The 13165-nt window shown below is 60.8% G+C and carries 7 protein-coding genes; 6 read left to right on the top strand and 1 reads right to left on the bottom strand.

Annotated elements, in window-relative coordinates:
- Nucleotides 1-35 precede the first annotated feature (35 nt).
- The 6 genes from recC to JQ848_RS19685 all read left to right on the top strand — a co-directional run bounded on the left by recC (nucleotide 36) and on the right by JQ848_RS19685 (nucleotide 11791).
- Nucleotides 36-3485 (top strand): exodeoxyribonuclease V subunit gamma, encoded by a 3450-nt coding sequence (gene recC / locus JQ848_RS19710; protein WP_202211051.1) that lies wholly within the window; start codon nucleotides 36-38, stop codon nucleotides 3483-3485.
- Nucleotides 3485-7174, top strand: coding sequence for an exodeoxyribonuclease V subunit beta (recB, locus tag JQ848_RS19705; RefSeq protein ID WP_202211050.1), 3690 nt, complete (start codon nucleotides 3485-3487; stop codon nucleotides 7172-7174). Before recC ends, recB begins: the two co-directional genes overlap by 1 nt.
- On the top strand, nucleotides 7171-9255 hold the full coding sequence (gene recD / locus JQ848_RS19700; protein ID WP_010657280.1) for an exodeoxyribonuclease V subunit alpha: 2085 nt from the start codon (nucleotides 7171-7173) through the stop codon (nucleotides 9253-9255). The genes recB and recD overlap by 4 nt, the downstream gene beginning before the upstream one ends.
- A gap of 182 nt (nucleotides 9256-9437) precedes the next feature.
- Nucleotides 9438-10013, top strand: coding sequence for a regulatory sequestration protein YfiR (locus JQ848_RS19695; protein WP_003439374.1), 576 nt, complete (start codon nucleotides 9438-9440; stop codon nucleotides 10011-10013).
- Nucleotides 10010-11266, top strand: coding sequence for a diguanylate cyclase DgcN/YfiN (locus tag JQ848_RS19690; RefSeq protein WP_003439376.1), 1257 nt, complete (start codon nucleotides 10010-10012; stop codon nucleotides 11264-11266). The genes JQ848_RS19695 and JQ848_RS19690 overlap by 4 nt, the downstream gene beginning before the upstream one ends.
- Before the next feature lie 21 nt (nucleotides 11267-11287).
- The gene (locus JQ848_RS19685) at nucleotides 11288-11791 is read left to right on the top strand and encodes an outer membrane lipoprotein YfiB (protein ID WP_003439378.1); all 504 of its coding nucleotides are present in this window, start codon (nucleotides 11288-11290) and stop codon (nucleotides 11789-11791) included.
- 77 nt (nucleotides 11792-11868) lie between these two features.
- On the opposite strand, the gene JQ848_RS19680 is transcribed toward JQ848_RS19685, so the two are convergent.
- Nucleotides 11869-13059, bottom strand: a complete 1191-nt coding sequence (locus tag JQ848_RS19680) for a glycoside hydrolase family 5 protein (protein WP_235972492.1) — start codon at nucleotides 13057-13059, stop codon at nucleotides 11869-11871.
- Between the last annotated feature and the right edge of the window lie 106 nt (nucleotides 13060-13165).

The raw sequence follows: 13165 nt of genomic DNA, 5'->3' as shown, positions 1-13165 counted from the left end.
CGCCTTTGGATTTGCTCTCTCCTAAGGATGCCGTCATGCCGGTTGCTACGTCCCTCAATGCGGGTTTTATGGTGGTTCACGGTAACCGCCTTGATGAGTTGCGCAGCCTGGTTGTGAGCTGGATGCGCCGCTACCCTCTGGCTCCTTTGGAGAACGAAATTGCTTTGGTGCAGAGCAACGGTATCGCCCAATGGCTGAAGCTGGCTCTGGCGGAAGATGCCCGGGACGATGACCTTGGCGGCTGTGGTATTGCCGCCGCGGTAGACGTGCAGTTGCCCGGCAGTTTCATGTGGCAACTTTATAGAGTCGTCCTGGGCAGTGAACAAATTCCTGCAACGTCCCTGCTCGATAAGGCCCCGCTGACCTGGCGCCTGATGCGCTTGCTCCCGGCGCTTATCGATCAGCCGCACTTCGAACCCTTGCAGCGCTTCCTTACCCATGACAGCGATCTGCGCAAACGCTATCAGCTGTCAGAGCGGCTGGCTGACCTGTTCGACCAATATCAGGTTTACCGGGCCGACTGGCTGGAAGATTGGGCCGCAGGCCGCCATCAATTGCGCAACGCCCGGGGTGAAAGTCCGGCCCTGAGCCCGGCTAACTGCTGGCAGGCCGAACTCTGGCGTGCGTTATTGCTCGATGTGGGTGAGGAGGGCATGTCCCAGAGTCGGGCCGGTGTTCACCAGCGCTTCATGGATAAGATCAACAGCCTTGAGCAAGCGCCGCCCGGTTTACCGGCCAGGGTGATTGTATTCGGGATATCTTCACTGCCCGCCCAGGCGCTCGAAGCCCTGGCCGGACTTTCCCGTTTCAGCCAGGTGCTGCTGTGCGTACACAACCCTTGTCGCCATCACTGGTCAGACATCGTTGCGGATAAAGACCTGCTGCGTCACCAGTACAAACGTCAGGCGCGCAAAGCGGGAATGCCTGCAGCCCTGGACCTGGATATCCTGCATCAACACGCCCACCCGTTGCTTGCTGCCTGGGGCAAACAAGGGCGTGACTACATCAATTTGCTCGACAGCTACGATGACCCCAATAGTTATCGCGCTGCTTTTCGTGATGGTCGTATCGACCTGTTCAGTGAGGTGCAACCGCTGAACCAGCTGAACCAGTTGCAGGATGACATCCTCGAACTGCGCCCCCTCAGCGAAACCCGCGAGTTATGGCCCGCCGTCGATTTGGATCAGGATCAATCAATCCGCTTCCAGGTTGCCCACAGTGCGCAGCGCGAAGTCGAGATCCTTCACGACCAGTTGCTCGCCCGATTCGCAAAATATCCTCAGTTGCAGCCGCGGGATGTGATCGTGATGGTGCCGGATATCGACAGCTACGCGCCCCATATCCGTGCGGTATTTGGCCAGATCGAGCGAGACGACCGCCGGTTCATCCCCTACACCCTGGCAGACCAGGGCCAGCGTGGCCGTGATCCACTGCTGATCGCCATCGAGCATCTGCTCAAGCTGCCGGACAGCCGTTTTCCCGTCAGTGAAATTCTCGACTTGCTGGATGTTCCGGCCCTGCGCGCCCGCTTCAACGTACAAGAGCGCGACTTGCCGACCCTGCATCGCTGGATTGAAGGTGCGGGGATTCGTTGGGGACTGAATGCAGAGCAACGGGCCGGCCTCGGTTTGCCGGCTCATCTGGAACAAAACAGTTGGCGCTTTGGCCTGCGCCGCATGTTGCTCGGTTATGCCGTCGGTAGCGCCGAAGCCTGCGATGGAATTGAGCCTTATGATGAAATTGGCGGTCTCGATGCGGTACTGATCGGTCCCCTCGTGGCATTGCTGGACGCACTGGAAATTGCCCACCAGGAGCTGTCCCGACCGGCTTTGCCGGGGCAATGGGGCGAGCGCCTGCAGGCATTGGTGCAACTGTTTTTCCAGGCAGAAACCGAACATGACGATTACCTGCTGGCCCAGCTCGAAGAGCTTCGCGAAACCTGGCTCGAAACCTGTGAGCTGGTCGGTCTGCAAGACGAGTTACCGCTAACCGTAGTACGTGAAGCCTGGTTGGCCGGGCTTGATCAAGGCAAGCTGTCGCAGCGCTTTTTGGCCGGGGCGGTGAATTTTTGCACCCTGATGCCGATGCGGGCCATTCCGTTCAAGCTGGTATGCCTGTTGGGCATGAACGATGGCGACTACCCGCGTGCGCAACCACTGCTTGATTTCGACCTGATGGGCAGTGACTACCGCCCGGGTGACAGATCCCGCCGGGAAGATGACCGCTACCTGCTGCTCGAAGCGCTGCTTTCTGCACGGGATCAGCTCTATATCAGCTGGGTCGGGCGCAGTATTCGCGACAACAGCGAGCGTCCTGCCTGCGTATTGATCGGGCAACTGCGCGACCACCTGGCCAGCGGCTGGCAACTGGCGGGCGGGGGCGACTTGCTGCAAGCCATGACCCAGGAACATCCGCTCCAACCCTTCAGTACCCGCTACTTCCATGAAGGTAATTCCAACCTGTTCAGCTATGCCCGGGAATGGCAGCGTTTGCACGAGCCCCAACCGGCACCTGTTGCGCCGGGCATCCTGACCGCACACGAACAAGAAGAACCTTTGAACCTGACCCAACTGCAGGACTTCTTGCGTAATCCTGTACGGCACTTCTTTAGCCAACGTTTGAAAGTGTTCTTTGAGGCGGCCGAAGTGCCTCTGGCAGATGAGGAACCCTTCGTACTCGACGCGTTACAGCGCTACACCCTGAGCGACAGCTTGCTCGAGGCCGCATTGGCGCAGCCAGACCAGCCTGAACAGGCCTTGCATACCCGGGCCCTGCGTTTACAGGGCAGCGGTCTGCTGCCCATGGCCGGTTTTGGCGAGAGTCTGCAGCAAGAACTGATAGAGCCACTTCCAGATGTACTACAGCGCTATCAGCAATTACTTGCCCTTTGGCCTACGCCGCTCAATAGCGCGCTTCCCGTCAGCTTTGAGTCAAACGGCCTGATTCTGGAAGGCTGGCTGAGCAATCTGCATCAACGCAGTGACAAGGGCCTACTGTCCGTCACGACTATTCCTAACAGTATTGGCGCGATCAAAACCCGTAAATGGCATCGCTTGACCCGGCCCTGGGTCAACCACCTGGTCGCTTGCGCCAGTGGCCTGGACATGTCCACTGCGTTGGTAGCCAGCGATGACACCTTGCTGCTCGCACCTCTGGAGGCCAAGCACGCCAGTGAAATTCTTGGCAACTTGCTGATGGCCTGGAAAGTCGGCATGGGCCGCCCGTTACCCATTGCCGTCAAAACAGCCTTCGCCTGGCTGGCCCAGACCGATCCGGCCAAAGCCGATGCCGCGGCGCAAAAAGCCTACGAAGGCGACGGCCAGACCAGCGATGGCGAGCGTCGCGAAAGTGCCGCACTCGCACGCCAGTTCCCTGATTACCCGGCCCTGATGGCCAGTGAAGAATTTGCAGAGTGGTGCGATGCCCTCTATCGACCACTCTTTGATGCGCCATGGCGTTCATTGAACAGCGAGGCGTCCCGCTAATGAACGAGCAAAAAACACCTCTGGCCCTGGCCTTTCCCCTGCGCGGCAGTCAACTGATCGAGGCCAGCGCGGGCACCGGCAAAACCTTCACCATCTCGGCACTCTATTTGCGTTTGATTCTGGGGCATGGCGCCGGGGAGTCGGGCTTCGGCCGCGAGTTGCTACCCCCGCAAATCCTGGTGGTGACCTTCACCGATGCCGCGACCAAAGAGCTGCGTGACCGTATCCGCACCCGACTCGCTGAAGCCGCGCGGTTCTTCCGTGACGAGATCGAAGCCCCGGACGCCCTGGTTGCACAACTGCGGGACCAGTTCGCGCCCGGGCAATGGGCCGCCTGTGCCGGGCGCCTCGATATCGCAGCACAGTGGATGGACGAAGCTGCCGTTTCGACCATCCACAGTTGGTGCCAGCGGATGCTGCGTGAACATGCCTTCGACAGTGGCAGCCTGTTTACCCAGACCCTGGAAACCGACCACAGCGATTTGCTCGGCGAAGTACTGCGCGATTACTGGCGACTGTTTTGTTACCCCATGCATGGCGATGCCTTGAACTGGGTGCGCACCAACTGGAGTGGCCCGGCCGCCTTGTTACCGCGGGTTCGAGCCTTGTTCGGCAGCTCAAGGGCGCCTGAAAATGTGGAGCAAACACCGGCCTCGATGATCGAAGCCTGTTTGCTGGAACGTCGCCAGGCCCTTGCACAGCTGAAAACCCCCTGGTTGCAATGGGCCCAGCAGCTGCGTGAAATCTGCCTGCAGGCCGTGGCCGCCAAAGCGGTGGACGGCAGGAAAATGCAGGCCCGTTATTTTGAACCCTGGTTTGAAAAACTCAGTGCCTGGGCGGCTGACGAATCTCTGGAGCAGCTGGATCTGGGCACAGGTTTCACCCGCCTGACCCCCGATGGCTTCGCAGAAGCCTGGAAAGGCGAGCCCCCGCAGCATCCGGCGCTGGACGCCATGCACGGCCTGAAAGCCGCGCTTGATGCCTTGCCGACGCCGGATGCCGCAGTTCTTGAGCACGCCGCTTATTGGGTGAGCAAACGCTTTGAAGAAGAAAAGCGTCGGCGTGCCGAGATGGGCTTTGACGACATGCTGCTGCGGCTCGACGCGGCGTTGCAGGCCGACGGCGGCGAGCGTCTGGCGACCCTGATTCGCGAGCAGTTTCCGGTGGCCCTGATTGACGAATTCCAGGACACCGACCCGGTGCAGTACCGCATCTTCGAGACCATCTACCGTATCGAAGACAACAGTCCCGATACCGGCCTGTTCCTGATCGGCGACCCGAAACAGGCGATCTATGCCTTTCGCGGCGCCGACATCTACACCTATTTGCGTGCCCGTCACGCCACCAGTGGCCGACTGCATACCCTTGATACCAACTTCCGCTCCAGCCATGTAATGGTCGAAGCGGTGAACCACGTATTTGCCCGGGCCGAGCAGCGGGACAGCGGGCGGGGGGCATTTTTGTTCCGCGAAGGTCCGGAGAATCCGGTGCCCTTTGTGTCGGTCAAATCCCAGGGCCGTAAAGAAGTCCTGCAACTGGATGGCCAGCCCGCCACTGCATTGACCCTTTGGCAACTGCCCTCCGAGCAGCCGCTGTCAGGTGTCATTTATCGTCAGCAACTGGCAGCGGCCTGTGCCAGCCAAATTGTTGAGTTGCTCAATGGCGGTCAGCAAGGTCGGTGCGGTTTTGCCCAGCCGGGCAAAGCCCTGCGCGGTGTATTGCCGGCAGACATTGCCATTCTGGTGCGTGACGGTAAGGAAGCTCAGGCGGTCAGGCGTGAATTGTCGACACGGGGCGTACGCAGCGTTTACCTGTCTGATAAGGATTCGGTCTACGCCGCCCAGGAAGCCCACGATGTACTGGCCTGGCTCAAAGCCTGTGCCGAGCCGGACGTTGAACGCCCGCTGCGGGCCGCCCTGGCCTGCATCACCCTCGACCTGCCGCTGATTGAACTCGAACGTCTGAATCAGGACGAATTGGCCTGGGAATCCCGGGTCATGCAATTCCGGGGCTACCGCGAGATCTGGCGCAAGCAGGGTGTGCTGGCCATGTTGCGCCGACTGCTGCATGACTTCCAATTGCCTCAGGCGCTGATTGCCCGTGTCGATGGCGAACGGATATTGACCAACGTCCTGCACCTGTCCGAACTGCTGCAGCAGGCCGCCACCGAACTGGATGGCGAACAGGCGCTGATCCGGCATCTGGCCGAGCACCTGGCGCTATCCGGGCAGGCCGGAGAAGAGCAAATCCTGCGCCTTGAAAGTGACGAGCAACTGGTCAAAGTGGTGACCATTCACAAGTCCAAAGGCCTGGAATACCCCTTGGTATTCCTGCCGTTTATTTGCTCCACCAAACCTGTGGATGGCAGCCGTTTGCCGCTGCATTATCACGATGATGCGGGCAACCCGCGGGTGAGTTTAAAGGCCACGCCAGAGCTGATAACCCAGGCCGATGACGAGCGTCTGGCCGAAGACCTGCGCCTGCTCTATGTGGCTCTGACCCGGGCCCAGCATGCTTGCTGGCTGGGGGTGGCCGACCTCAAGCGCGGTAACAACAATCGTTCGGTGCTGCATCTTTCAGCACTGGGCTATTTGCTCGGAGGTGGTGCGCTGCTGGCCGAGTCCGCAGGATTGCAGGGTTGGCTGACTGACTTGCAACAAGACTGCGCGGCGATCCGCTACTTGCCCGTGCCGACGGCCAGCGAGGCGAAATTTTATCCACCGCTCAATCAGGCGACCCTGCTCAAGCCGCTGCTACCGGCACGTCGGGCAGCGGAAAACTGGTGGATCGCGTCCTACAGTGCCTTGCGCATTGGTGACAGCCTCAGCCCCGCCGAAGCCCCTGAAAGCGCCCTGGCGCAAAAACTCTCGGACGATGAGCGACTTGATCCGGATGCGCCGCGTGAAGTGCTGCTCAGTGGCGGCGACATTCACCGGTTTCCCCGCGGGCCCAATCCCGGAACCTTCCTCCATGGTCTGCTCGAATGGGCGGGCGGCGAAGGCTTCAAGGCGGACCCGCAGGCCATCCAGGATGCCGTGGCCCGGCGTTGCAACCGTCGCGGCTGGCAAGGCTGGATCGAGACCCTGAGCGACTGGTTGCAGCATCTGCAAGATGAGCCGCTGCGCCTCAATAACGGTCAGCCGGCAGTGGTCCTCAGCGAGCTGAGCCAGTATCAGATCGAAATGGAATTCTGGTTTGCCAGCCACAAGGTTGATGTCCTGCAACTGGACAGGCTGGTACGCCAGCACACCCATGGCGGTGCCGCACGTGCGGCAGCGGAACCGAGCCTGCTCAATGGCATGTTCAAAGGCTTTATTGACCTGACGTTTGAACACCAGGGGCGTTACTACGTGGCAGACTACAAATCCAACTGGCTGGGTGCCGACGACTCGGCCTACACCGAGCAAGCGATGACGGCCTCCATACTGGATAACCGCTACGACCTGCAATACGTGTTGTACCTGCTGGCCCTGCATCGCCAGCTAAAGGCCAGGTTGGCCGATTACGACTATGACCGGCATATGGGCGGCGCGCTCTACCTGTTCTTGCGCGGTACCCGGTCCCAGGGGCAGGGCGTGTTCTTCACCCGTCCGCCCAGACTATTGATCGAAAGCCTGGACCTGATGTTCCAGGGCAAACCTGCGGCACAACAGGCTGAGCCGGCGTGGGAACAGGGAGTGTTGTTATGAGTCGTTCATTTGCCGAGCTGTTGCCTACCCCGCTGACGGCCGAGAGCCTGGCCCGGCTGCAACCCTTGCACCGGGCCGAGGATTTGCTGCTATTGCTGGAGCGCTGGGTGGAGCGCGGCTGGCTGCGCGCTCTGGATAAAGCCTTTGTCGCATTTCTGCATGAGCGCGACCCCCATGGCGATCCATTGGTGCTGCTGGCGGCGGCGTTGACCAGCCACCAGCTGGGGCACGGGCACGTCTGCCTGGACTTGTTTGAAACCCTGAAAGAGCCCGATTTCGCGCTGTCCCTGCCGCCTGAGGGTGATGTGCAGACCGGTGCCATGTTGCTGCCCTCACAATTACTCGAAGCGCTGGATGGCGACGCCTGGTGCAAGGCTTTGCAAGCCAGCCCGCTGGTAGAGCATGCCGGCCAGTCGCTGGCCGATGCCGCCAGCCGGCCATTGGTGCTGAGTGACCGGCGTCTGTATCTGCGTCGTTACTGGGCGTATGAGCGGCGCATCGACAGCGCATTGCGCCAACGGCTGGCAGCCACTCAAGTGACCTCTGCGGATTTGCCTGCGCGCCTCGACAGCCTGTTCGGCAGCCCCGCCGCGAATGCGCCGATTGACTGGCAGAAGCTGGCCTGCGCCCTGGCCACCCGGGGCGCGTTCAGCATTGTCACCGGCGGTCCCGGTACGGGTAAAACCACCACGGTGGTACGTTTGCTGGCACTGCTTCAAGCCCCGGCCGTTGAAGCGGGGACCCCGTTGCGGATCCGTCTTGCCGCGCCGACCGGCAAGGCAGCGGCACGCTTGACCGAGTCCATCAGTCTGCAAGTCAAGTCACTGGAAGTGGACGACAAGGTCCGGCAAAAAATCCCCAGTGATGTGACCACCGTTCACCGCCTGCTTGGCAGTCGCCCCGGCACCCGGCACTTCCGCCATCACGCGGGCAACCGTTTGCCGCTGGACGTGCTGGTGGTTGACGAGGCCTCGATGATCGACCTGGAAATGATGGCCAACCTGCTCGATGCACTGCCCGCCCATGCCCGGCTGGTGCTGCTGGGGGACAAGGACCAGCTGGCGTCGGTTGAAGCCGGTGCCGTGCTGGGGGATTTGTGTCGCGATGCCGAAGCGGGTTGGTACACCCCGCAAACCCGGGAGTGGCTGGAGCACGTCAGCGGCGAAAGCCTGGCCGCCAGTGAATTGCAGCAAGACCTCGACGGTTCTCATCCGTTAGCCCAACAAGTGGTCATGCTCCGCCATTCGCGGCGCTTTGGCGAAGGCAGCGGCATCGGCCAGCTCTCGCGCCTGGTCAATCGTCAGCAATCCGATGCTGCGCGGGCGCTATTGGCGGCCGGCAGCCATGCCGACCTTTTTGCCCTGTCCCTCAAGGGTGAACAGGACCGTGCCTTTGAGCGCCTGGCGCTGGAAGGGCGAGGGGCGCAGGCCAAAGGCTATCGACACTATCTCGAGGTGTTGCGCGAGCAGCGCCCGGCAGCCGAGGCGGGGCTTGAAGACCCCTGCTGGGGCGCGTGGGCCGGCAAGGTGCTGGAGGCGTTCGAAGCGTTTCAAGTACTGTGTGCGGTGCGCAAAGGCCCCTGGGGTGTCGAAGGTCTGAATGAACGCATCACCCGTGCCCTGTTCGGCCACAAGCTGATTGACAGCGACCAGCACTGGTACGAAGGTCGCCCGGTGCTGATGACCCGCAATGATTACGGCCTGGGGTTGATGAACGGCGATATCGGCATTGCTCTCAAACTCCCTGAGCGTGACGGACTGACACCAAAGTACGTGTTGCGCGTGGCTTTCGCTCGCAACGACGGGCAGGGCGGCATTCGGTTTGTGCTGCCAAGCCGCCTCAATGATGTGGAAACGGTGTACGCCATGACCGTGCACAAATCCCAGGGCTCGGAGTTCTCCCACACCGCGCTGGTGCTGCCGGAAGCGCTGAACCCGGTATTGACCAAGGAGCTGATTTACACCGGTATCACCCGGGCCAAACACTGGTTCAGCCTGGTCGAACCGCGTGCCGGTGTCTTCGAAGAAGCGGTACAGCGCAAGGTTAAGCGCTTGAGCGGCTTGATGCTGGGGCTGAAGTAGCCATGGTCAAAGAGGATTTGCCCCCTGCTTATGGCCCTGGCCGCAACTTGCGGCAGAACCTCGGGGCATGAGTCCTGCGCAAACCGTTGCGGGCCGGGCATAATGTGACGCGCATCACGTTTTGATGCGCGCCGTGCTATCGTTGCGACATCACTCACCTAATGAACACAGAGATTTCAGGCATGGACGTGGCTGTCCCACCGACAGGACAAGGGGCTGGATGGCGGCTACGGCGGCTATCACTTTGCCTGTTACTGTTGAGCACTCCCTGCCTGGCCCAGCCTGAAGCGTCCAGCAACCTGGCAGATCAGCGAGCGAAGGCTGTGACCCAAGTGGTCCTGGGCATCCTCAGCTATGCACGCTGGCCCATCGAGCCGGCTCAAATGCAGTTGTGCGTGGTGGGCCCCACTGAATACACCGATGACTTGCTTCAAGGTGCTACCCAGTCCAGTGGTCGGCAGGTGCAAGTGCGGCGCATGCTGGTGAGTAACCCGGCCATAGCCCGCGAGTGCAACGCGGTGTATCTGGGCAAGCTAAGCACCGCAGAGCGCAGCAGCCTGTTCAGTTCCCTGAGCGGACAAGCCGTCCTGAGCATCAGCGAATACGGTGATCAATGCACCGTCGGCAGTCTGTTCTGCCTGCGGGTGACCGATGAGCAAGTGACATTTGAGGTCAACCTCGACTCTGTTGCCCGCAGCGGTGTGCGTATTCACCCCAGCGTGTTGCAACTGTCACGGCGTCGGGCGGTTCAACCATGAGCCTGTTCAAAGCTCCTGAACAGCGGCGCAGCCTGCGCTCTGTGCTGCGGCGCGGGCATCTGGGAGTAGCGCTGGTAGCAGTGATCCTGGCCAGCGCGTCCATGACCCTGCTGGGCGTGCTGGCGCTCAAGGTTTATGCGGACCACAACCTGCACTTGATTGCCCGCTCCATCAACTACACCGTGGAAGCTGCCGTGGTGTTTGATGATCAGGTGGCGGCAACCGAAGCGCTGGACATGATCGCTTCCACCGAAGCCGTCGCCGAGGCTGAGGTCTACACCGCCAATGGTGAATTGCTCGCCCATTGGCGGCGCCCGGAAACCGGCTTGCTGTCGAAGGTCGAAATGCTGCTGGCCGACAGTTTGCTGCAACAGCCGATCAAGGTCCCGATTGAGCATCAGGGGCGGGAAGTCGGGGTGGTGGTGGTCAGCGGGCACGGCGCCAACATGTTGCGCTTTTTACTCAGCGGCTTGCTTGGCGTGCTTCTGTGTACGGCGCTCAGTGCCTGGAGCGCGTTGTACCTGTCGCGGCGTCTGCTTGGCGGCATCACCGGCCCCTTGCAGCAGTTGGCCGAAGTTGCCCACGCCGCGCGCATCGATCGGGCGTTTGACCGTCGCGTGCCGCCTGCCCATATCGCCGAGCTGGACAGCCTGGGCAACGACTTCAATGCCTTGCTTGATGAGCTGGAGTCATGGCAAAGCCACTTGCAAAATGAAAATCAGAGTCTGGCGCACCAGGCCAGCCACGACTCGCTGACCAATCTGCCCAACCGTGCCTATTTTGCCGCGCGGCTGGCGCTGACCTTGCGCACGCTGAACAAGCCCGGAGATAAGGTTGCCGTGCTGTTTCTCGACAGCGACCGCTTTAAAGACATCAACGATACCCATGGCCATGCCGCAGGAGACGCGGTGCTGGTCGCAGTGGCAACGCGGATCCGCGCCCAGTTGCGCGAAAACGATGTGGTGGCGCGTCTGGGCGGCGACGAATTCGCCATATCCCTGACCCCGCTGCACCGCATCGAAGATGCCCAGCGTATTGCAGACAAAATCATCGCCAGCATGCTTGAGCCGATCCGGTTACCGGATGACAGCCATGTCGTGACGTCGCTCAGTATTGGAATCGCCGTTTACCCCGAACATGGTGCAACCCCGGATACGCTGCTCTGTGCCGCGGATTCGGCGATGTACCAGGCCAAACGCCTCGCCCGAGGCGGGCAACAGGTTGCGGAGTTGGAGTACCCCGCAGCCCAGTGATAATCAGGAGCTTGTCCCCCCATGCGTGTATTGACCCAGCGTTACCTGCAATTTTTTAGTGCTGTCTTGTTGTTGGCCATGTTGTCATTGACCGGCTGTCAGACCGCCCCGCCCAAAGGGCTGACGCCGGCGCAGATTGCCGTGCTCAAGCAACAGGGGTTTGAACTGACCGATGAAGGCTGGGCATTTGGCTTGTCAGGCAAAGTGCTGTTCGGCAGCGACCTGGAAGTGCTCAACCCCCAGAGCCAGGAAATCGTGGAACGCATCGGTAAAGCATTGCTCGCCGCCGACATCCAGCGCGTACGGGTTGACGGCCATACCGACTCGTCCGGTAGCAACGCTTACAACGAGCAGCTGTCCGTGCGGCGTGCCAACAGCGTGGTCAAAGTGCTGACCAAAGTCGGCATGCAGCCTGAAAATGTTGAGGTCCGCGGGCTGGGTAGCCGGGTGCCGGTAGCGTCCAACAGCACCCGCTCCGGACGTACTGAAAATCGGCGGGTGGCGATTGTGGTAATTGCCGAATAAAGGCCCGCGTTATGGCTACGGCCTCTGCTGGCATCGCTATCAAATCAGTGTGCGAGTATCAGGAGGGGCCGGGGCTGTTATTCACTCTTCTTCAGCCGCTTGCTGATGGGTTCGAATTCAGCTGTGGCAGATCGTTTGACCGGGTCCGGCTGCCCGTCCTCAGCCGCTTTCCAGTAAGCCCAGGGAACGTTGGCGCTTCCCTGCTCGTAATCCATACCGTCCCAGCTGTCCTCGCGAAAGCTGTAAAACGCCCAGTGCACCCTGGCTGCTTCCAGTGCGCTGAGCACATCCTCCAGATACTGCTGACAACCGGGCAGTTTACGCATGCATCCGAACTCACCCGCGACCATCCGGTTGGCCGGTATGGCGTGCTGTGCGGCCCAGTCGAGGGGCAGCTGAAGATAGCTGCGAACCCGGTTCGGGTCCCACTTCTGCATGCCCGCAGCAAATGGCACCAGGCCCGGGTAGGTATAGGGTCTGGCCCGTTGCAAATTGGGAGCGCTGGTTGCCGCATAGGGCTCGTACATGTGAAAGCTGTACAGCACGCGGCTGTCGGCCAACGGGGCTGGCCAGTATGAGAATGCATCGGCCGCACCGTACCAGCCGGCGTCCACCATGATCGGTGTGAGTGGATCAACTTCGCGGATGGCGCTGATGAGGGTTTGGTAAAACCCGGGTAAATCCCGTGCGCTGCCGACCTGTTTTTCGTACCAGTCCCGCATCTTTGCAGCATCGGCGTGCTCGGCCAGCCCCGCCTGTTTTTCCGGTGCCGGCTCGTTGATCAAGTTGTAAGCGGCAACCGCGGGGTGCTCTTTGAGCACTGCGGCGAGATCACGCCAAAAGGCAGCACTTTGGGTCCAGAATTGCTTGTCTTGCCACAAGCGGTCATCGAAGCGGTCGCCATTGTTTTGCGCCCAGCGCATACCCGGCAGCGAAAGGGGCGTGATCACTACTTTGAGCCCTGCGGCATGTGCCCGGTCCAGGGTGGTTTTCAGCTGTTGCAGATCCTTGGCAACCAGTCCCTGGTACTGGTCTGCATTGCCAATCAGGTAGTCCCGTTCTGCCGGCTGCCACTTGTCATAGGACAGGCGCACCCAGCTCGCGCCATAGTCCTGCAGAGCATCGAAATAGGCTTGATCGGGAGGCAGTCGATTGAAACTGTTTCCTCCACGCTCAGGCTTGTCCCAGAAGGCAATCATGTCTGCGGCACCAGCTGCGCCAGACAGTACACCCAGTAACCAAAGGGCGGGCATCGTCCTGAGTTTCATGGCGGTTTTTCCTCGGATGCTGAGGGACGGGAAGCGGATTGTTCATCAGCAGCAAGCAGGGCTTTTAACAGCGGGGTGCATGTCCCGGGCGCCAGTCCCCTGCATA

This window comes from Pseudomonas paraversuta (assembly GCF_904067025.1).
GTDB lineage: Bacteria > Pseudomonadota > Gammaproteobacteria > Pseudomonadales > Pseudomonadaceae > Aquipseudomonas > Aquipseudomonas paraversuta.
The sequence above is the reverse complement of the archived record's forward strand: the minus strand, read 5'-3'. Positions and strand labels throughout refer to the sequence as shown.

Excerpts from the sequence above, each read along its gene's own strand:
- recC (WP_202211051.1), top strand. The coding sequence starts at position 36 with ATGCCGGTTGCTACGTCCCTCAATGCGGGTTTTATGGTGGTTCACGGT.
- recB (WP_202211050.1), top strand. The coding sequence starts at position 3,485 with ATGAACGAGCAAAAAACACCTCTGGCCCTGGCCTTTCCCCTGCGCGGC.
- recD (WP_010657280.1), top strand. The coding sequence starts at position 7,171 with ATGAGTCGTTCATTTGCCGAGCTGTTGCCTACCCCGCTGACGGCCGAG.
- JQ848_RS19695 (WP_003439374.1), top strand. The coding sequence starts at position 9,438 with ATGGACGTGGCTGTCCCACCGACAGGACAAGGGGCTGGATGGCGGCTA.
- JQ848_RS19690 (WP_003439376.1), top strand. The coding sequence starts at position 10,010 with ATGAGCCTGTTCAAAGCTCCTGAACAGCGGCGCAGCCTGCGCTCTGTG.
- JQ848_RS19685 (WP_003439378.1), top strand. The coding sequence starts at position 11,288 with ATGCGTGTATTGACCCAGCGTTACCTGCAATTTTTTAGTGCTGTCTTG.
- JQ848_RS19680 (WP_235972492.1), bottom strand. The coding sequence starts at position 13,059 with ATGAAACTCAGGACGATGCCCGCCCTTTGGTTACTGGGTGTACTGTCT.